This window comes from Sodalis sp. RH14 (assembly GCF_047324285.1).
GTDB lineage: Bacteria > Pseudomonadota > Gammaproteobacteria > Enterobacterales > Enterobacteriaceae > Acerihabitans.
In genome coordinates this window covers 3,270,087-3,289,639 of sequence record NZ_CP178739.1, presented here as the reverse complement: position 1 = coordinate 3,289,639, position 19,553 = coordinate 3,270,087, and the positions used below count along the sequence as shown (strand labels likewise).

At 55.6% G+C, this 19,553-nt stretch carries 18 protein-coding genes; 12 read left to right on the top strand and 6 right to left on the bottom strand.

What is annotated here, in order from left to right:
- Positions 1–164: 164 nt before the first annotated feature.
- A complete protein-coding gene (locus tag ACL2XQ_RS14960; protein WP_413739381.1) occupies positions 165–3,716 on the top strand; it encodes a hypothetical protein in 3,552 nt (1,183 codons plus the stop codon).
- Here ACL2XQ_RS14960 and ACL2XQ_RS14955 read toward each other — a convergent pair.
- The 5 genes from ACL2XQ_RS14955 to yebS form a co-directional block, all read right to left on the bottom strand.
- Complete coding sequence (locus ACL2XQ_RS14955) at positions 3,702–4,235, bottom strand: hypothetical protein (RefSeq protein WP_413739380.1); 534 nt, start codon at positions 4,233–4,235, stop codon at positions 3,702–3,704. The two genes, ACL2XQ_RS14960 and ACL2XQ_RS14955, sit on opposite strands and share 15 nt — an antisense overlap.
- Before the next feature lie 179 nt (positions 4,236–4,414).
- The gene (locus ACL2XQ_RS14950) at positions 4,415–4,606 is read right to left on the bottom strand and encodes a YebW family protein (protein ID WP_410015311.1); all 192 of its coding nucleotides are present in this window, start codon (positions 4,604–4,606) and stop codon (positions 4,415–4,417) included.
- 227 nt (positions 4,607–4,833) lie between these two features.
- Positions 4,834–5,079 carry a DUF1480 family protein gene (locus ACL2XQ_RS14945; RefSeq protein WP_410015310.1) on the bottom strand — a complete coding sequence of 82 codons (246 nt, stop codon included), beginning with the start codon at positions 5,077–5,079 and terminating at the stop codon, positions 4,834–4,836.
- Between the two features lie 233 nt (positions 5,080–5,312).
- Positions 5,313–7,943 (bottom strand): MlaD family protein, encoded by a 2,631-nt coding sequence (locus ACL2XQ_RS14940; protein WP_410015309.1) that lies wholly within the window; start codon positions 7,941–7,943, stop codon positions 5,313–5,315.
- Positions 7,915–9,165 (bottom strand): membrane integrity lipid transport subunit YebS, encoded by a 1,251-nt coding sequence (gene yebS / locus ACL2XQ_RS14935; protein WP_410015308.1) that lies wholly within the window; start codon positions 9,163–9,165, stop codon positions 7,915–7,917. The genes ACL2XQ_RS14940 and yebS overlap by 29 nt, the downstream gene beginning before the upstream one ends.
- Before the next feature lie 236 nt (positions 9,166–9,401).
- Between yebS and ACL2XQ_RS14930 the strand changes: the two genes are divergently transcribed.
- The 4 genes from ACL2XQ_RS14930 (at position 9,402) to htpX (ending at position 13,863) form a co-directional block, all read left to right on the top strand.
- Entirely contained in the window at positions 9,402–9,899 is a 498-nt protein-coding gene (locus ACL2XQ_RS14930; protein WP_410015307.1) for a GAF domain-containing protein, read from the top strand.
- Between the two features lie 95 nt (positions 9,900–9,994).
- Complete coding sequence (gene proQ / locus ACL2XQ_RS14925; protein WP_413722757.1) at positions 9,995–10,717, top strand: RNA chaperone ProQ; 723 nt, start codon at positions 9,995–9,997, stop codon at positions 10,715–10,717.
- A 19-nt stretch (positions 10,718–10,736) separates the two neighbouring features.
- Complete coding sequence (prc, locus tag ACL2XQ_RS14920; RefSeq protein ID WP_410015305.1) at positions 10,737–12,785, top strand: carboxy terminal-processing peptidase; 2,049 nt, start codon at positions 10,737–10,739, stop codon at positions 12,783–12,785.
- A 196-nt stretch (positions 12,786–12,981) separates the two neighbouring features.
- Complete coding sequence (gene htpX, locus ACL2XQ_RS14915; protein WP_410015304.1) at positions 12,982–13,863, top strand: protease HtpX; 882 nt, start codon at positions 12,982–12,984, stop codon at positions 13,861–13,863.
- Between the two features lie 12 nt (positions 13,864–13,875).
- Here the strand turns inward: htpX and ACL2XQ_RS14910 are convergent, their stop codons facing one another.
- On the bottom strand, positions 13,876–15,279 hold the full coding sequence (locus ACL2XQ_RS14910) for an MFS transporter (RefSeq protein WP_410015303.1): 1,404 nt from the start codon (positions 15,277–15,279) through the stop codon (positions 13,876–13,878).
- Positions 15,280–15,492: 213 nt separating this feature from the next.
- On the opposite strand from ACL2XQ_RS14910, the gene kdgR reads away from it, so the two are divergent.
- The 7 genes from kdgR to cspE all read left to right on the top strand — a co-directional run bounded on the left by kdgR (position 15,493) and on the right by cspE (position 19,496).
- Positions 15,493–16,284 carry a DNA-binding transcriptional regulator KdgR gene (gene kdgR / locus ACL2XQ_RS14905; protein WP_410015302.1) on the top strand — a complete coding sequence of 264 codons (792 nt, stop codon included), beginning with the start codon at positions 15,493–15,495 and terminating at the stop codon, positions 16,282–16,284.
- A gap of 29 nt (positions 16,285–16,313) precedes the next feature.
- On the top strand, positions 16,314–16,562 hold the full coding sequence (locus tag ACL2XQ_RS14900) for a DUF2766 family protein (protein WP_410015301.1): 249 nt from the start codon (positions 16,314–16,316) through the stop codon (positions 16,560–16,562).
- A 163-nt stretch (positions 16,563–16,725) separates the two neighbouring features.
- Positions 16,726–16,869 (top strand): PhoP/PhoQ regulator MgrB, encoded by a 144-nt coding sequence (gene mgrB / locus ACL2XQ_RS14895; RefSeq protein WP_410015300.1) that lies wholly within the window; start codon positions 16,726–16,728, stop codon positions 16,867–16,869.
- A 97-nt stretch (positions 16,870–16,966) separates the two neighbouring features.
- Positions 16,967–17,239, top strand: coding sequence for a YebO family protein (locus ACL2XQ_RS14890; protein WP_410015299.1), 273 nt, complete (start codon positions 16,967–16,969; stop codon positions 17,237–17,239).
- A gap of 114 nt (positions 17,240–17,353) precedes the next feature.
- Positions 17,354–18,340 carry an MBL fold metallo-hydrolase gene (locus tag ACL2XQ_RS14885; protein WP_413732856.1) on the top strand — a complete coding sequence of 329 codons (987 nt, stop codon included), beginning with the start codon at positions 17,354–17,356 and terminating at the stop codon, positions 18,338–18,340.
- A 788-nt stretch (positions 18,341–19,128) separates the two neighbouring features.
- Positions 19,129–19,263: a DUF2627 domain-containing protein gene (locus tag ACL2XQ_RS14880; protein ID WP_132921323.1), complete on the top strand. Its 135-nt coding sequence runs from the start codon at positions 19,129–19,131 to the stop codon at positions 19,261–19,263.
- 23 nt (positions 19,264–19,286) lie between these two features.
- A complete protein-coding gene (cspE, locus tag ACL2XQ_RS14875; RefSeq protein ID WP_005968829.1) occupies positions 19,287–19,496 on the top strand; it encodes a transcription antiterminator/RNA stability regulator CspE in 210 nt (69 codons plus the stop codon).
- Positions 19,497–19,553: the final 57 nt, after the last annotated feature.

Sequence of the window (19,553 nt, the reverse complement as noted above, 5' to 3'; positions counted from 1 at the left end):
TTCATCGACAAGCAAATCAGCCGGCTATTAATCAATTATTATTGTCCAATGACATCACCTCCCGCCAGCGGCAAAGTGCCGAAATGCTTTTCGGCGTATTAGATTTCGCGCGTAATGATTCCAGCTTATGGGTCGCGCCGCCCGCAGCGTACGCGAATAACTCTGTGAAAAACATCGGCGCGAGACTGCTTTATGCCTATGGTTTGCTGGCGCGCCCGCCTCAATCATCCGGCGCGCCGCCGGGGGATGCCGCGGGGAAAAACGCGCTGGCGGGGTATAAAATGCCCCAGGCAACCGATGTGTCGCCGGAATATACCGAAACCAGGGTGCGGCGTGATTTACCTCTGACCGGAGAAGGGCCGGATCCTCATACTGCGGAGGATATCCGTGCGGCACGGTATATTGAACAGCGTAATAAGGGCTGGTCGAATAATAAACCTATCATCGACTTGAGGCGGCAAAATGAAAATATAGCCAGGTTACTGGATAAGCTTTCAGGGCATGCCATGGCTACCGGCAACCCTCAACTCCCTCCGGCAATGAATCTTGTGGCCCAAACGGCGCGTTTTCTTATCGCCACACCCGATGGAAGGGCCAGGATCGCCTATGTTTTGTTGCTGGATTCCGGTCTCTACGGCGCTTCTCCGGGTGAAAGGCTGACCAGAAACGCCATGAGCAAGGTGGTGAGTGACTGGATGGCGGAAAATATATTCGGGGCGGATATCGAAAGCTTCATGGCCCGGAAGATGCTGGGTCTCCTGGCGTCCGGGGCACGGGATCCGGCCTTTGGTTCAGCAGGTTTAAATATGGAGGCCGGTCGCGGCGTCATTAACAGCATGCTTGCCTTATTCAATGGCGACGGGGCGGCTTCGGCCGGTTCGGCGGCAACCGGTGAATCACCCTGTTATCGTTACCTTATCGATCATATTGTCGCGCCGGTCCTGCCGACATTATTTTTTTTCCGGGAGGATATCCCCCCGCAGGCGCTTGTATTCGGCACGCTGGACTGGTGTTATCTGCATATCGGACTTACTTTTGCCGCTAAAAGCACGGTGGACATCGGCGATATGGCGGCGGCCGAAGTCATCGAAATCGGCTGCACATTATCGGCGCTGATGATGATGGGATCGCTGTCCGCCGGTCTGATTGATCTTTTTACGTTCCCCGCGCTGATGCACTATCTGAGCGCCAGGCTGGATGAAGACAGGGATGCCGCCCGTAGGATTGATGTGCGCGCGGCTGCTACCCAACAAGATGCGCTGATGCTTTTTTTTTCATCCGGCAAAGCCAGGGAAAAAGCGGTTAATCCGTTTAAACAGTTCGGCGACGCTATAAGTGGATATAAGTCGCGCACGGAGCTGGCCGGGGATCTCTTAACAAAACATTGTGGCGGCCTGCCGAAGGATGAATCTGCGCGCAGGGTGGCCGTTTACAAAAGCTATCCCGACGGCTACGCCTGTCCGCCCGGGGCCGCCAGCCGCCAGAGCGCTAAGTCTTCGGAGAATCTTCCTGACCTTAATAAGATTTTCGCGGCGCAAAACCAGGATATTGCCGATAAATTCGCCATTATCGACCGTTTGCTGATCCTGGATGCCGTCACGTCGCTGCCGGCGCCGGAGCTGCAATTTTTCACCATGTCGACAATCCGCCGGGCGGGAGCGGATTTTTCCGAGCTTAATCCCCAGAGCGGCCTGCCGGTAGAATATTTTATCGTCGGGGCGAAACCTGCTGTGCCGCTTTTGCCGGGCATCGAACTTTTGCTGGCCGCCAGCAACGGCGAGGAACGGATTTTTGCGTTGGGGCGCGATGAATCGGGCTATTGGATCAGACGCATCGATCGTGATAAGCAGAATTATTATTCTTTGATGAAAAAAAATCTGGCCGGGGGGGATAAAAATTATCGGCTTAATATCTACGCCGGTGAAAATGCGCAAGGCCTCTATAAAACCCCTGAAGAAACGTTGGCCGCGGTTAGCGAAAGACTGGTGAAGCAGCATAGAAAAAAACTGGCCGCACAGCTCTATACCCAGGGATATGAGGAAACCACGCATGAAGCATTCAGACGTTTCCTGCTGTCGTTTATTCCATTTTATCATTGTGTCGAATGGAACCCGCACCGGCAGGAGGAGGCCCTAATCTCCTGCGTTGTGGACGGCCTGAATTTCATCCCACTGGCGGGGCAATCCGCAGCGTTGTCATCACGGATACTGACAAAAGCGGGGATGGGCGGCCTGGCCTCAATGCGTGTGGGGATGGCCGGCTTCGCAGGTGGAAATAGCCTGAAAATCGCCATGGGCGCGGGGTTGCGATCCTTTGCCAACGTGGCCATGGCCACCTTGGGCGAAGAGCTTGACCGCAAGGCATTGACCAGCATGCTGCTGGCTTTGGCCCGGTCTTTAGACCCCGGTATTGAAATGGCGGGCATGCTGGGTAAAGCGTCAGTGCTGCAGGTACGTCTTGCCGCCAAATTACTGCGCGGCCATAGCCCGACCATGGAAAAGCTGATGCTGAAACTGGACGGCAGCGCGCTGAGCGACGCGCTGCCCGCCGGTATCGAACATTTTGAAACCGGGCGCCTGGCGGGATTCGAGCGTGATATCCCGATCGTCAGACTGGGTGGTGATCGTTATCTTGGCCAGCCGGTCTATGTCAGGATCAATCCGCAAACCGGCGACCGCTTCGGGATAAAATATATTCTGGCGCAAGGTAACAGGTTGGAGGCCGTGCCCGTAGCGGTGGCGACGCGCTTAAAAAATATTCTGCATACCGGTCTGAGCGGCCGTGGCGCGGGCCGGGCGGCAAGACTCTGGAACCAACAGGCCAGCGTCGATACCCTGGTGACTCATTCTCTTTATGGCGTGGAGTGTACGGCGCATATCTCGCGTTATGGCGATCCGGGAAGCGAAGCGCTATTGTTCCCTGAAATGGGTATTCCCCTTACCCAGGCTCCCCTGGATTACGCGCAATATCAGGCTGTCTATCAAACCCTGTCGGTAAGCCAGACCATCGCATTGCATTTGTGGTCGTTGGAGGCCAATGGCATAAAAATATATAAATACAATAACCTGCTGTTGGATCTGACGGGTTTTTCGCGCGCCAAAAGCAGCATCAATGAAAATCTGTGGCATCAGGTACCGCTGGAGAGGTGGGCGCAGACGGACCGGTTACTTTACGAGGATTTAACCGGTGCCCTGCAACACCCTTTTCCCAGGCAAGAGGGAAGCTATCTGGCGGTGGGACAGTATCCGGCAACCGAGAGCATTCCCTGGGCGGATATCATCGCCCCAGGGGATATAGTCACCAATTATCCTACCTTTCTGACCGTCGCGCCCGGGGATAATTTTGCCAGGTTAATAACCGCCAGCGCCGATCGGCAAGGATTGGCGGGCGACCAACGCAGGCAGGCCATTGTGTATTATAAAATTGAAAACGCCCGGCAGGCGATACCCTTGGTAATCAGAGGCGATAATAATCAGATGGTGGGTCTCGAGCATATCTACCAGCCCGATCGTTTTTTCCGGGTTAAAAGTATCTCAACCGCCTATTTGATAGAGGGACAAATCCACCCTTCGCGTCGCATAGGTGTGGTTCTCGATGAATTGATTGGACCGGTAAACGAGGCGAAGAGCATGTTTACCGGTGAAAATGTGCCCGTCGCCAGCATGGAGTGGGCAAATATCGTAAAACGTTACCATAAGCCATTACTGTCTATTTGAGCCCGGTCCGGCGACACGGGTATTGACCCGTGTGATAAAATCCGCCTTTTCCACGGGCTGCGTCTCCAGCACTTGTTTCAATACCTCATAGCAATCCTCAATATGGGCGTTGCCGAGGACTTTCATGGCGCTGAAACTCAATCCCGCGGCGGCGGCCTGGCCGATAATCGGCACATAACGGGCCACCGACTTGGTGGCCACCCGCACCCCCACTCGTTTAAGCACCATTTTTACCAGCTCACGGGTGACGGTGCTGCCGATAAGCCGGCTGCCAATACCGGTGATCGCCACCAGGGTGTATTTTTTGCGGTTGGGATGCAATTGCTCAATCTGCGTGGGCGACAGGCCGAATTTCTCGTTAATGGCCGGCAGCAGCGCCATCAGCAGCGACACATCGGTGCCGATATCGAGACCTGGGATGGGGATAACCGCGGCTCCGGCGGATAAACCGGCGCGGCGGGTGACCATTTTTTTACATTCCCTGCGCACCTGTTCCAATTCAGCCAAACTGTTGATCATAACGTATTCCTGTAGCGCTGATAAAACATACCCATAGGCGGCCGTTCGTGGCGCCCGCGGCTATCGTAGCGATAGGTTGCCGCGTTGGCCGGGATCGGTAGAATAGCACTCAACCCTCAGTAACATATTCCCTGACTGTCTTTAGTCGTCAGCCTTCGGGCTGACTTTTTTTTTGCCGCTTAAAAATCGGCATATTCACTGGCCGGCAGCCAGATGCCGTCAATAAACCGTTCGATGGGATAACACCCGCCGTAACGCAACCGCTGTTCCCGCATGATCGACAAACATTGCGTCTCGCTGCGATAGGCGCCAATGAAGACTTCCTCACAATCCTGTCCCAGGTAACAGATAAAAATCATTAATGCATACATGACGGGTAGCCCTTTACACAATGCCATCCGGCCTGTTGCCGGTTTATCTCTGGTAAGCGTGAAGTATAGCCCAGCTGCGGCAGATAATGGGGCGCGCATCTACGCCCTGGGTCTGCAGCGGGGGCACAACAATAGCGAAGGAGGGATAGTGGTCGGCAAAGGGGTATAACCCTGGCGACGGTGTATCCCGGCGGGAATAGCCCGCCCGTGCAGCGGGGTTGAATCTATTATTCCAGGCGCATAATCCAGGCATCATTATCATGATCGTAATGTTGCCGGAACAGCACCTGTTCTTTTCCGTCGAGGATCGCGGGGATGCTGGTATGTTCATCCCAACCGTCAAGCTGTTTGCAGAGATCGGGGTCGGATTTACAGGGAATACGCAGGAGATTTTGGACATTGCGATCCGCTCCGGCGGAGAGTTCGGCGTCGTCGACTTCGAAACTTCCTATTTTGACAGTAGTCTTGGTCATATTTTTAGCCCTTCTACGCTGTCTCGCCAGGGTCATTCCTGAGGCAAGCTACGTATTAAGCATAGCCAAGATCGCACAAAACGCTAAAAGCGCGCGCCCGATGGGAAGAGGGCAAACCAGCAAGCGCGGGTATCACGGGAAAATCGTAAAGGCGCCTTTAGCCTTATTACCCATCACACCCGTTCCGGTCTCTTGCGCACGCTTACCGTTATTCCAAGCGCAACCGGCGCTGTTTAACCCTGCGGAGGAATGGCGGTGCCCCATTCATGCCATTCTTTAGGCTCTTCCTCGCTGAGGACGAAATGCTTACCGGTGGCGGCTTTTGGCGCCAGCGGCGTCGTCGGCGGGGTGGCGAAGGCAATGCCGCCGCGAATAAACTGCTGGAAGGTGCCGCTTTTTACCGAGCCGCCGGTGAGACCGAATTTAAGATCATATCCGGATGCCAGCCAAAATACCGAATTATTGCGCACCAGATGCTGGTATTGCTTACTGATCCGCAGGGCGACATAAACCCGATCCGCCAGCGAACCCAGCGACAGATTGGTTACGGTGCCCACCTCGATGCCGCGGTATAATACCGGGGTGCCGATTTGCAATGAGCCGGCCTCGGGGGTGTCGACCACGACATTTAAGCCGTCCAGGTAACGTGAGTCGGTAATCGTGGCCTGCTGCAGCTCGAAATTACGCGTCGCCTGGCCGCGGCCGGGCTCGACGTTGATATAGGGCTGCAGCAGCGTTTCCAGATGATTGACGCCGGCGGCGGAAATCTCCGGGGTGACCACGGAAAAATGCGTTCCCACCCGGGCGAAGGTTTGCACATATTCCGGATAAAGCACGGCCTGGGCCATAACCTCGCTGTTTTCGGTGGACAGTTTTAACGTTTCCAACTGGCCGATATCGATCCCCAGATAACGGATGGGCATGCCCGGGGACAGCTTACTGGCATCATAGGTGCGCAGGACGATCTGGCTGCCTACCGCGCGGGCGGCGTTCTCCGAACCATACAGTTTACGCGGCGCGCCTTTCGCCAGCACCGCTCCGTCCAGGTTATCGAAGCTGATGGCGCCTTTCAGCGCACGGTCGAGCGGCGAAGCCTGCACGGTAATGCCGCTGCCGTTAATCTGCATGCGCGCGCCGCCCTCGGCCCAAAAAATACTATTGGGCGTCAGTAATTTGCGATACTGGGGATGGATATAGACATCGACATCGAAGCTTTTCGCCGTCGGGCGTACGTCGATGATTTCACCCACCTGGAACTTGCGGTACATCACAATGGAGCCGGTCTGGATATCGGGCAGGCTATCGGCGGTGAGTGTCAGCGTCGGGGCGGGCTTGTCGCCCTGAATACCCTGTTCCGCCATTTCCCGGTTGCCATAAAGGGGATACTGGTCCAGCGGCGCCCCCTGGTTGCCCGGAATAACCACGATGCCGCCGTCCAGCCATTCCTGGGCGCTGGTGCCAAGCACCCGCACGCCGTCCAGTCCGAACTTCACATCGACCCGGCTGTTAACGATAAATTTGGTGTTTTTATGCAATAGATCCGCATAGTCGGGTTTGATCGCCGCCTCGAACACGACCTGATTGTCGACCAGCTTGCGGCTCACCACTTTACCGACCGGGATGCCGTGCAGTGTCAGCGGCTGGCCGCTGTCGATGCCGTAACTTTGCGGCGCGGTCAGGCTAAAGGTGCGCACGCCGGGTTCCTGCAATAGCATATGATTGCTGTCGAGCAGGGTAAAATGCTGCTGCGGCTCGCCGCCGCCCGGCACCAGTTCCAGCGTTACGCCGCTAAGCAGGCTGCTGAGATTGGTGTTGTTCAACGACAGCTGCGGCGTATGCATTTCGATACGAGTGCCGCTGCGCATTAAATCGACAATGGACGGATTGATGGTCAGTTCGCCGGTGACTTTTTTATCTTTCCCCAGCGTCAGTTTGGTCAGGGTCCCCACCTCCAGCCCTTGGTATAGCAGCGGGGTATGGCCCTCGCTGAGATTCTGTCCATCAGGCAGGTCGAGGGTGATTATCACGCCGCGCTGGCTGTGGGACAGGTCGGGATAGAGGATATAATTGTCGTCGGACCGGGCCTGTTCGCCCTGGGCGGGGGAGTCAAAGGCGATGGCGCCGTTCACCAGCGCCGCCACGCTTTCCATCTCCAGTTTGGCGCCATGGAAATCCACATCGGCCTTCAGGCCGGAAACGTTCCAGAAGCGGCTCTCCTTTTTCACCAGATCGGTAAAGCGCCTGTCAATCAATACATCGATATTGACGCCGCCTTGGTCGCGGGAAACATCGTAGTCATAGACTTTTCCCACCGGCAGCTTGCGGTAATACACCAGCGAGCCGGTATTAAGCGAACCCAGGTTATCCGCATGCAGATGCACCAGCAGTTCCCCGGTATTCACCCGGTACTTGGGCTGGGTATCGAGGGCGATAAAATGATTTTCCTCTTCGCCTTTGCCCGGCATCATGCCGATATAATTACCGCCGACCAGCGCATCCAGTCCCGAAATCCCTGCCAGCGACGCCTTTGGGGTCACCAGCCAAAACTGGGTGCCTTTGCGCAACGCGTCGCGCATATCGCGCTTGATGCTGACCTCGACCCGGATGCTTTTCAAATCGTCGCTCAGCTTGATATTTTGCACGGTGCCGACTTCCACGCCCTGATAGCGTACCGGGGTGCGGCCGGCGACAATACCGTCGGCGGACACAAAATCAATGGTCACGGTGGAGCCGCGTTCCTGGATGGTGCTGTAGACCAGCCAGCCGGCAATCAGCAGGGCGATGAAAGGCAGCAGCCAGAACGGCGATATGCGGCGTTTATTCCTGACGGCCGCGCTAGTCGGTGTAGTCGGCGTTTGTTGCATGTGCATCCCATATCAAACGGCTGTCTAACCACTCGACAGCAAGAATTGTCAAAATAACGGCGGCGCCAAAATAAAACGCCGCCGGTCCCATGGTAAAGGCCAATAACTGATCGCGATCCACCAGCGACATGGTGATGGAGATAACGAATAAATCCAGCATCGACCAGCGCCCGATCCAGGTCACGAAACGTAATAACCGAATACGTGTTTTCAAGCCGTGCCGGACATTGAAATGAATCGTGATTAATAAGGTCAGCAGCACCACGACTTTAATGAACGGCACCAGGATACTGGCGATAAACACCACGGCCGCCACCGGGATATTGTCCGCCGCCAGCGAAATGATACCGGCCATGATGGTGCTTTCATTGCGGCTGCCGTTGATATAGATAATCGAAATCGGCAGCAGGTTGGCGGGAATAAGCAGCACCATCGCCGCAATCAGCGCCGACCAGGATTTTTGCAGGCTGTGGCGCCGCCTCGCGCGCAAGGGCACGTGACAGCGCGGACAGCGCCCGCGCACATCGGCTAAGCCGGTAAAATTACAGGCCAGGCAAACCCTGAGGGCCGCGGTATTGGTACGAAACGCCAGCCGCGCCGGCTGCGGATAAAACCGTTCCCATAACTGGCCGATATTTAAATGCGTCAGCGTCATGATACTTAACAGCGTCAGCGCGATAAACGCCGGCAGCGCCAGGCCGGTGGTCACGGCGGCATAATCCTTGACCTTAATGGCCGCCACCCCCATGCCTATCAGGTAAATATCCAGCATCACCCATTCTTTAAGCCGGTTGAGCATCAGCAGCACCGGGCGCAGGTTCATGCCCAGCCGTTGGCCGAAATACAGGTACAGCAGGGAAAACACCAGCGTGCAAGGCGCGCCGATGGTGCAGAAGGCCACCATGCTGGCGGTGATGGGGTCCCCCTGCATCGCCATCTGCCAGATGCCGTGCAGCAGGTTGGCGCTGATGGCGGTTCCCAGCAGGCGCACGCGAATCAGCGCATCGGCGTAGGCAAACGGCATCAGCAGCAGCATGGTCGCCGCCATGGCCGCCAGCCGGTTAATGGCCCACTCGTTGCCCACCGCCACCTTTGCCCGGCAGCGCGGGCAGAACGCATCCTGATATTGGCTTAATTCCGGCAGGATGAATAACGCGTCGCATTGGGCGCAGCGCTGATCGCGGCCCTGGGGGAGAGCGCAATGGATGTGCTGTATTTTCATATTCCGGGACGCTTCGCGGGGTTACGCGCCATCATGCCTGCCTTTCTTATTCCATCAAACGGCAATCGCCACCGGCATGATAGTGCCGGATAGGTTTGCGCAAACATACCTGCGGATACTGGCTTTGTGAAGTCATAACGGGTTAATCTTGTGGCCGTGGGCATTTATTGCTTAAGGTATTGCGACCGGTCCTGACGGCCGGCATTTGAAAGATTAGCTCATTTATTGGTTTTAATATGAAAAAACAACAATGCTATGCTGAATTACTACAAAATATGTCGTCGCTGATCGAGGGCGAGACGCATTTTATCGCGGCGATGGCCAACTGCAGCGCATTGCTCTTCGAACATCTTGATGGCGTTAATTGGGCGGGTTTTTATCTGCTTGACGGTGATACACTGGTGCTGGGCCCTTTTCAGGGTAAAGTGGCCTGTGTGCGCATACCGGTGGGCAAGGGCGTCTGCGGCACCGCGGCGGCGCAAAACAGGATCCAGCGGGTAGATGACGTACACGCCTTCCCCGGACATATCGCCTGCGACGCCGCCAGTAATGCCGAAATCGTGTTGCCGATTACCCTCGACGGCCGCGTGGTTGGGGTACTGGACATCGATAGCACGATTTACCATCGCTTCGACCAGGACGACGAGGATGGGCTGAAAGCCTTGGTGGAACGGCTTTGTCAGCAGTTGGAGCACACCGATCTGCGACGTTTTATCAATAATACTTTATATTGATAGACAGATAACGTGGCATTTGCCGATGGCGTCATTATAATGACGCCTGTTCATGCCTGCGCTGGTTGGCAAACCCGTTGTAATCAGGAAAATTCATGGAAAATCAACCCAAGTTGAACAGTAATAAAGAAGTCATCGCCTTTCTGGCCGAGCGGTTTCCGCTTTGTTTCACCGCCGAGGGCGAGGCACGGCCATTGAAGATTGGTATTTTTGCCGATCTGGTCGCGCGCATCCAGGGGGAGGACAGCCTGAGCAAGACGCAGTTGCGTTCCGCTTTACGGCTTTATACATCAAGCTGGCGTTACCTGTACGGCATCAAACTCGGTGCCCAGCGTGTCGATCTTGACGGTAATCCCTGTGGCGAATTGGAAGCGCAGCATGTAGAACATGCCCGCAAACAGCTTGAGGAAGCCAAGGCACGGGTCCAGCAGCAACGTGCCGCCCAGCAGGCGAAAAAACGCGAAAATGGCGAAGCGCCGGCACCGCGCCGCGCCGCGCCGGCCAACGAGGCCGCCGCAGCCAAAAAAGGCCAGGACGCCGCCGCGCCGCGCAGGCCGCGCCCAGCCAATCGTCCCAAGAGCGATGCCAAGACCGACGCCAAGAACGTCCGGGCATCACAACCGGTTAAACAGGCCGCTCCGGCGCGCCAGGTACCGGTTACCGATATATCAAAATTGCATATCGGCCAGGCAATCAAAGTCAAGGTGGGCAAAGATCCCATGGAAGCAACGGTTATGGAAATTGCCAAAGAAGGGGTACGTGTGCAGCTTTCTTCCGGGATGGCTTTGATTGTGCGCGCAGAACACCTGCAGTTCTGATACGGAGGCCGACCAGGGCATGAACAAATTTGTCAGAGTAACTGCAATTGCAGGGTTGTTACTGGCGGGATCGGCATCGGCGAATGATAATAAAATCACCCGCGCCGACCAGATTCCCCAGCTTCACGAAGAAGCGCAACAAGAGACCGTCAGCGAACGCGTCACCGCACGTTTCACCCGATCCCATTATCGCCAGTTTGATCTGGATGATGCGTTTTCGGCCAAGATTTTCGACCGCTACCTCAACATGCTGGATTACAGCCATAATGTCTTGCTGGCCTCCGACATCGCGCAGTTCGCGGATAAGAAAAACCAGCTGGATGATGAACTGAAAAGCGGTAAGCTGGACGTGCCGTACGCACTCTACAACCTGGCGCAGAAGCGGCGTTTTGAACGCTATGAATATGCCCTGGCCCAGTTGGCCAAACCGATGGATTTCACCGGCAACGATACCATAGAGCTCGATCGCAGCAAGGCGCCCTGGCCGCAAAACGAAGCGGAGCTAAATAAGCTCTGGGACGCCAAGGTTAAATACGATCAGCTGAGCCTTAAGCTCACCGGCAAGGATGATAACGAAATCCGCGATGTGCTGACCAAACGTTATCAATTCGCCATCCGCCGCCTGGCGCAGAGCAACAGTGAAGACGTGTTCCAACTGGTCATGAACGCCTTCGCCCATGAAATCGATCCTCATACCAATTATCTTTCGCCGCGCAATACCGAACAGTTCAACACCGAGATGAGCCTGTCCCTGGAGGGCATTGGCGCGGTGCTGCAAATGGACGACGATTACACGGTGATTAATTCGCTGGTGCCGGGCGGGCCGGCGGCGAAGAGTAAAACCATCACCGTCGGCGATCGCGTGGTGGGCGTCGGCCAGACCGGCAAGCCGATGGTGGATGTCATAGGCTGGCGGCTCGACGACGTGGTGTCCCTGATCAAAGGTCCGAAGGGCAGCAAGGTCCGTCTGGAAATACTGCCGGCGGGCAAGGGCACCAAGACCCGCATCGTCACCGTCACCCGCGAGCGTATCCGTCTTGAGGACCGCGCGGTGAAACTCACCATCAAAGAGGTGGGCGGTCAAAAAGTCGGCGTACTGGATATACCCGGTTTTTATGTCGGCCTGACCGACGACGTCAAGGTACAGCTGCAGAAACTGCAAAAACAGAACGTCAGCAGCGTCATCATCGATTTGCGTACCAACGGCGGCGGCGCCCTGACCGAGGCCGTCTCCCTGTCCGGGCTGTTTATTCCCAGCGGCCCGGTGGTGCAGGTGCGCGACAATAACGGCAAAATCCGCGAGGACAGCGACAACGACGGCATTGTTTATTACAAAGGCCCCCTGGTGGTGCTGGTCGATCGTTTCAGCGCGTCGGCATCGGAAATCTTCGCCGCCGCCATGCAGGATTACGGCCGGGCGCTGATCGTCGGCGAGCCGACGTTCGGCAAGGGCACGGTACAGCAATACCGCTCCCTGAACCGGATCTACGATCAGATGCTGCGCCCGGACTGGCCGGCGCTGGGCTCCATCCAGTACACCATCCAGAAGTTCTACCGGGTTAACGGCGGCAGCACCCAGCGTAAAGGGGTGGTGCCGGACATCATCATGCCCACCGGCGACGAGACGATTGAAACCGGTGAAAAATTTGAAGATAACGCGTTGCCCTGGGACAGCATCAAGGCGGCCACGTTCACCAAGACCGGTGACCTGAAACCCTTCTCCTCCGAGCTGTTGAAAGCGCATCAGGAAAGGATTGCCGCCGATCCTGAATTCCAGTATATCGCTCAGGACATCGCCCGTTTCCACGCCTTGAAGGATAAGCGCAATATCGTCTCCCTTAATCTGGTACAGCGTGAGAAAGAAAATCACGAGGACGATGCCATACGGTTGCAGCGCACCAACGAACGCCTGGTGCGGCAGGGTAAAAAACCGGTGAAGACGCTGGACGCTATCCCTAAGGATTACCACGAACCCGATCCCTACCTGGACGAGTCCGTGCATATCGCATTGGATCTGGCTAAGGCCGAAAGCGCACAACCGGCAACGCAGCCGGCTGCCGTCAAGTAACGTAACATAGAGTCGATTATCGAGGCGCCTTCACGGCGCCTTTTTTATGACCGGCATACGGGCGGGAAAAAGCTTAACAAAATGTAAAGTTATGTCTTTTTAGGCACTTAATGCCACGCAATGCTTGAAAACGCCAGGGAAGCCCATACCATCAAGGCTAACGCAATGGGCGTTATTTTCAAGGAATCACCTTCTTATGATGCGTATCGCTCTCTTTCTACTCACCAACCTGGCTGTGATGCTGGTATTCGGTCTGGTACTGAGCCTGACGGGGATACAATCTTCCAGCGTGACCGGGTTAATGATCATGGCGGGTTTATTCGGTTTTGGCGGCGCGCTGGTTTCGCTGCTGATGTCGAAATGGATGGCGCTGCGGTCAGTCGGCGGGGAGGTTATTGAACAGCCCCGCAACGAGACCGAACGCTGGCTGCTGGAGATGGTCCGGCGGCAGTCGCAACAGGCCGGCATCGCCATGCCGCAGGTGGCTATCTACCCGGCGCCGGACATCAACGCCTTTGCTACCGGCGCCCGGCGTGATGCCTCGCTGGTGGCGGTCAGTACCGGCCTGCTGCAAAATATGAGCCGCGACGAGGCAGAGGCGGTCATCGCCCATGAAATCAGCCACGTGGCCAACGGCGACATGGTGACCATGACGCTTATCCAGGGCGTGGTGAATACCTTCGTGATCTTTGTCTCGCGCATCCTGGCCCAATTGGCGGCGGGCTTCCTGTCGTCCAATCGTGATGAAGGCGAAAGCAGCAACGGCAACCCGATGATTTATTTTGCCGTCTCCATGGTGCTGGAACTGGTGTTCGGCGTACTGGCGAGCATTATCACCCTGTGGTTCTCCCGCCATCGCGAGTTCCATGCCGACGCCGGTTCGGCGAGACTGGTCGGGCGCGAGAAAATGATTGCCGCGCTGCAGCGCTTAAAAACCAGCTATGAGCCCCAGGAGGAAAGCAGCATGCTGGCGTTTTGCATCAATGGCAAAACCAAATCGTTCAGCGAGCTGTTTATGTCCCACCCGCCGCTGGATAAGCGTATCGAGGCGCTGCGGGCCGGTACCTATCTCAAATAACGGCGGGGCGGACTAGTCGGCGCCGGAGAAGCTGTCGTCTTCCTGGCGCTGAGGGTTGCCCTGCTTAATGCGCAGCGCGCTCACCAGCGCCGCCGCCGTCGCAAAGCACCCGGCCAGCACCAGCGCCGCGTGAGTGCCGGTGGCGCCGAACAGATTAAACATCAGCGCCACCAGCGCCGCGCCGGAGGTTTGGCCGAACAGCCGGGCGGTGCCGAGCATGCCGCTGGCCCCGCCGCTGCGATTGCGCGGCGCCGAGGTGATGATGGTATGGTTATTGGGCGACTGGAATAAACCAAAACCGGCGCCGCACAGCATCATCCGCCAGATGATTTCCCCATCCCCGGGCATGGCGGGCAACCAGGCCAGCGAAAACAGGCCCAGGGCAAAGGCGCCCAGGCCGATGGCCCCCAGCAGACCCGAATGTACGCGGCCTATCAGCCTTCCGGCCACCAGGGCCAGCAGCATGGTGGCCAGCGGCCAGGGCGTCAGCAGCAGCCCGGTCGCCACTTCGCTGCGGTTCAACACGCTTTGCAGATAAAAGGGCAGGGACACCATAGCCAGCATTTGGGCGCAAAAAGAACAAATAGAGGTTCCCATCGACAGCGCGAACAACGGGATGCGAAACAGGTCCACCGGCAGCAGCGGCCAAGGCTGCCGCAGCTGGTGCCGGACAAAAAACACGCCGATGACGGCCGCCAGGGCCAGCTCGAGCAGTATCCATTGGCCGCCGACGCGTTGTGAAAATCCCCCGAGCGCCGAGAGCAGCAGTCCGAAGGTCAGGGCGTTCAACAGGGCGCTGAACCAGTTAAACCGCTGTCCGCGGTTTTTCAGCGCGTTGACCGGCAGGAACCGCCGGCCCAGGTAAAACGCCAGCAGGCCGATAGGCACGTTAATGGCGAACAGCCATTGCCAGGAGGCGATGGATAACACCCCGGCGGCCACGGTCGGACCGGCGGCGGTGGATACCGCCACCACCAGCGTATTAATGGCCATGCCGCGCCCCAACAGGCGCGAGGGATAAATTATGCGTATCAAGGCGGTATTGATGCTCATCAGCGCCGCGGCGCCCAGTCCTTGCAGCACGCGGGCGCCAATCAGCATCCAGAGATTGTCCGACAGGGCGCAGACCATCGACATCAGGGTAAATACCGCCAGCCCGCATTGATAGACCCGCCGGTAGCCGTAAATATCCCCCAGGGTAGCGAAGGACAGCAGCGTCATGATGATGGACAACTGGTAGGCGTTAATCACCCAAATCGACGCGGCGGGGCTGGCGTGCAGTTCACGGGCAATGGTCGGCAGGGCCACGTTGGCGATGGCGCCGTCCAGAACGGCAAGGCTGATGCTGATGATGATGGTTAATATTGCGCCGTAACGTTGTGGGACAGGCAGGCCGTCGGCAGAGTTCTGGGTCATGAAGGATTAACATCCCGTTAAAAGCATTATCCTAGCATTAAACAGGGGATCGGCGACCGCCGCGCACTCGGATAAATGTAATAAAACGTTCATGCCCGGTTAAAAACATCCTGCAAAGACAATGGTGATTGCGTTAATTGCAGCCTTGCCTTTATAATAAAAATCATGTTCTATTTTTTTTAAAACAAAACAATTATCAGGACTTTTATCACCATGGCGATAGCAGATTTAGACAGACAGCCCGACTCCGTATCGTCTGTATTAAAGGTATTTGGCATTTTACAAGCCTTGGGCGAGGAACGGGAAATCGGTATTACCGAGCTTTCACAGCGCGTCATGATGTCCAAAAGCACGGTCTATCGTTTTTTGCAGACGATGAAGTCCCTCGGCTACGTGTCGCAGGAAGGCGAGTCGGAAAAATATTCTCTGACCCTCAAGCTGTTCGAGCTGGGCGCCAAGGCCTTGCAGAATGTGGATTTGATTCGCATTGCCGATATCCAGATGCGCGTGCTGTCCAACTTAACCCGCGAAACCATTCACCTGGGTTCCCTGGATGAGGACAGCATTGTCTATATCCACAAAATCGACTCCATGTATAACCTGCGCATGTACTCCCGGGTCGGTCGCCGCAATCCGCTTTACAGTACCGCTATCGGCAAAGTGCTGCTGGCCTGGCGCGACCGGGACGAGGCGCGGGAAATTCTTTCCGGCGTGGTGTTTAATCGCAGCACCCAGCGTACCGCCGCCAATGCCGCGGCTTTGCTGCCGGAATTGGATCTGGTGCGCGAACAGGGCTTCGGCGAGGATAATGAAGAGCAGGAAGAGGGGCTGCGCTGTATTGCGGTGCCTATCTTTGATCGCTTCGGCGTGGTGATTGCCGGCTTGAGTATATCCTTCCCGACCATCCGCTTCTCGGAAGAGAGTAAAAGCGATTATGTGAAGATGCTGCACGATGCGGCGCGGAATATCTCCCAGCAAATCGGCTATCAACACTATCCGTTTTAACCGGCGGTCCAGCGCAGAGAGGCGTAATCATGTCCCAACCCTTTTCGGAAAACCAGGAACTGGTCTCCGATTTAGTTGCCTGCCAGTTGGTTATCAAGCAGATACTGGATGTTATCGATGTCATCGCACCCGTTGAGATCCGGGAAAAGATGTCGGGCCAATTGAAAAATATTGATTTTGCCACCCACCCGGGCGCGCAGGATCCGGTGACCCGCCGGGCTATCGAAAAGGCGATCGCGCTTATCGATCTGAAGTTTGACCGGACGGCGCGTCCGTAATCTGATGCGGGTCTGCCGGGGTACATCCTTGGCACCCTATTTTCTTCCACCCATATCATCCGCTTTATAAATCATTATTCTGATAATGAAATCCCTGTGGTTATCATTCGTTTAAGTTTTGCTGGCTAGAATATTTGTATTGCGACGGTACAGGACGTGGGTTTTGAAAAAAAACACTTCAATATCAATACTGGTCATTTTACTGCTTTGCCTGCTGCTGTGGTTATCGGCCCTCAACAGTTTTTGCGATCAGGGCGGTGATTTTTTCAGCGGCATATGCCTGGTGACCAAGTGGATGCCCTGGTAAGCGGGGCGAAGAGGGCGGCAATTTTGACTTGCGGGGTACAATGAAGGCCGCGGAGTGATAAGATAGCTTCTGGTTTTTTCAGTGGCAAGGTCACTTTATGAACGTATTTGGATTTGATAGCATTAATATCGCCTCGATGGCGATTGCATTGGTTTTTTTTATTATTTGCCTGGTGGTCTGGTTTTACCTTAATCGCGCAAGCGTCAGGGCCAACGAACAGATCGCGCTGCTCAATGAATTGCTTGAACAGCAGAAAAAACAGACCGAACTGCTGCTGCGCCTGGGTCAGGCGGGTAATTCCGACAACGGCGCCAAGGCGCTGCCGGCAGGCGAACCCATTCTATTTAAAGATTTTATCGCCGAACGCTAATTTTTGCCTATTCTATGCCATCCTGCCCGGCGCAGCGGTGGCGGCCATCACATAATCCGGTAATCTGCGCATTTTTGCCGTTGGCTTGCATCCAATGGGAGAATCGAGAACACGATGACGAAGAAAAATCCCTGGTATGACGCCGCAAAACCCCACCACACCCCGGAAGGTTTCCGTAATATCGAACCGGGGACCAGAACCCCCGGCGCCTACAGGAAGTGGCAGGACGAGAGAAAAAAACAAGGCCTGCCCAAACCCCCCAGGGACGGCTATCCGGGGTTTATCGCGCGCTGGTGGCAACCTGCCGATTTCAGCGGCAAAGAGGACGCCGTATGGTGGCTGGGACATGCCTGCCTGATGGTGCGCGCGGCGGGCCGCTATTTGCTTATCGATCCGGCCCTGGGCAATCGCGCCTCGCCGCTGCCCTTTATCGGACCCCGCCGGAGAACACCGGCGCCGGTGGACATTGCCGGCTTACCGCCCATTGAGATGATCCTCTATTCTCATAACCATTATGATCATCTCGATAAAGGCACCCTGAAAAAGCTGCTCAAGCGTTTTCCGGCGATACAGGTCATGGCGCCGCTGGGCATGGGCGACTGGTTGCGTAAACGCGGCGTGCGCACGGTGAAACAGTGCGACTGGTGGGACAGCGTCGATAGCCATGGCATCCGCTTGCACAGCGTTCCCGCGCGGCACTGGAGCCAGCGTACCCTGAAAGATCACAATCGCAGCCTGTGGTGCGGCTGGGTAGTGGAAACCAAAGACTGGCGTTTTTATTTTTCCGGCGACAGCGGCTACAGTCCGGGCCTGGCTGAAATCGGCGCGCGGCTCGGACCCTTTAGCGTCGCCGCCTTGCCGATCGGCGCCTATGCACCAGAATGGTTCATGGGCGAGAGCCATATGAGTCCCGCCGGCGCGGTAGACGTCTATCAGCAATTGCACTGTCCGCGGGTGATCCCCATCCACTGGGGAGTATTTGAACTGGCGGACGAAGCGCTGGATGAACCGCCGCTGGAGCTGGAGCAGGCTTTATTAAACGCGGGCATTAAAGACCCGCATTTCCGTGCGCTGAAAATCGGTGGGAAAATAGCGCTGTAACAATGCCCTAGCCGCCGGGATATAATCCCGGCGCTAAACGCCCGGGGAAAATAGCCGCGACCGCCGGGCGGCGGTGGATATCACCGGACGTCCGCGCCCGGGTTAACACCCGTCCCGGATCCACATTATCCTGTTATTTATTTCATTATAATGACGCTAGTCATATAAAATATATTAAAAAAAGTCTGGTTAAACCCTTTTCCTATATTAATAAGTTTCTATTTGCGGCCGAGTTAACCGATTTACCTGTTTGCCGTCATGGCGATAAATTAACCCTGGCGCGCTCGCGGCAATGGCGGGTTAAACGCCGGCGTGATTGCGCGCCGGCGGCGCTGCACAATATTGGGGATCACTGATGGCGCATCGTTTCCGCCATGGTCGCCGCGCCGCAGCCCGGCGGGCATGTTGCGGATCCCGTTTCGGTAAAACCCGCAGTGTAAATTTTATTCCATGGATAGCAGATTAGGGTATAAGCAAATCTGAAAAAATGTGAGCCATGCCTCTTGTTTTCTTTTCTAAGTAAATGAATAGTTATTCTTGAATATTGCATTGGACGTTGACAAGTGTTTGCGCTAAGGTTATCGATAAATGGTACAGAAATCATCGCGGTGGTTAACCTCGTAATCGAATGGGCGAAATTTTCAACTATTGGATGCGCTGATAACCTTCCCAATGCTACTGAACGATTTAATTATGTGCGACATATCCGGCCCTGCTCAAAAATGGCTTGCCATTGATAACAGAGTATGTGATAACGCATTTGGGTAAAACGAGGTACAGTTCTGTATATGAATGGCATTTTCAGTAAAGAAGTTTTGCGTAAAGACGATATCGTTGCATACCGCTTCTCTGCCGATCCTAATCTTAGTGCCTCAAGCAGTAACGACTCCAGTTTGTCTCTGTCTCGCCTCAGGGCGATTTAAACACTCCAAAGGAAATATGCAAGATGGCAAAGATCAAAGGTCAAGTGAAGTGGTTCAACGAGTCTAAAGGTTTTGGTTTTATCACTCCGGCCGATGGTAGCAAAGATGTGTTTGTTCACTTCTCCGCTATTCAGGGTAACGGCTTCAAAACTCTGGCCGAAGGCCAGAACGTAGAATTCGAAATCCAGGATGGTCAGAAAGGCCCTTCAGCAGTTAATGTAACTGCTCTGTAATCCACGCCGCTTCGGCAGCAATCGGCCATTTGGCCGATGGATAACATGTAATTCCCC

Coding starts and splice junctions, on each gene's coding strand:
- ACL2XQ_RS14955 (WP_413739380.1), bottom strand. CDS start 4,235: ATGATCAACAGTTTGGCTGAATTGGAACAGGTGCGCAGGGAATGTAAA.
- ACL2XQ_RS14950 (WP_410015311.1), bottom strand. CDS start 4,606: ATGTATGCATTAATGATTTTTATCTGTTACCTGGGACAGGATTGTGAG.
- ACL2XQ_RS14945 (WP_410015310.1), bottom strand. CDS start 5,079: ATGACCAAGACTACTGTCAAAATAGGAAGTTTCGAAGTCGACGACGCC.
- ACL2XQ_RS14940 (WP_410015309.1), bottom strand. CDS start 7,943: ATGCAACAAACGCCGACTACACCGACTAGCGCGGCCGTCAGGAATAAA.
- yebS (WP_410015308.1), bottom strand. CDS start 9,165: ATGAAAATACAGCACATCCATTGCGCTCTCCCCCAGGGCCGCGATCAG.
- ACL2XQ_RS14930 (WP_410015307.1), top strand. CDS start 9,402: ATGAAAAAACAACAATGCTATGCTGAATTACTACAAAATATGTCGTCG.
- proQ (WP_413722757.1), top strand. CDS start 9,995: ATGGAAAATCAACCCAAGTTGAACAGTAATAAAGAAGTCATCGCCTTT.
- prc (WP_410015305.1), top strand. CDS start 10,737: ATGAACAAATTTGTCAGAGTAACTGCAATTGCAGGGTTGTTACTGGCG.
- htpX (WP_410015304.1), top strand. CDS start 12,982: ATGATGCGTATCGCTCTCTTTCTACTCACCAACCTGGCTGTGATGCTG.
- ACL2XQ_RS14910 (WP_410015303.1), bottom strand. CDS start 15,279: ATGACCCAGAACTCTGCCGACGGCCTGCCTGTCCCACAACGTTACGGC.
- kdgR (WP_410015302.1), top strand. CDS start 15,493: ATGGCGATAGCAGATTTAGACAGACAGCCCGACTCCGTATCGTCTGTA.
- ACL2XQ_RS14900 (WP_410015301.1), top strand. CDS start 16,314: ATGTCCCAACCCTTTTCGGAAAACCAGGAACTGGTCTCCGATTTAGTT.
- ACL2XQ_RS14890 (WP_410015299.1), top strand. CDS start 16,967: ATGAACGTATTTGGATTTGATAGCATTAATATCGCCTCGATGGCGATT.
- ACL2XQ_RS14885 (WP_413732856.1), top strand. CDS start 17,354: ATGACGAAGAAAAATCCCTGGTATGACGCCGCAAAACCCCACCACACC.
- ACL2XQ_RS14880 (WP_132921323.1), top strand. CDS start 19,129: ATGAATGGCATTTTCAGTAAAGAAGTTTTGCGTAAAGACGATATCGTT.
- cspE (WP_005968829.1), top strand. CDS start 19,287: ATGGCAAAGATCAAAGGTCAAGTGAAGTGGTTCAACGAGTCTAAAGGT.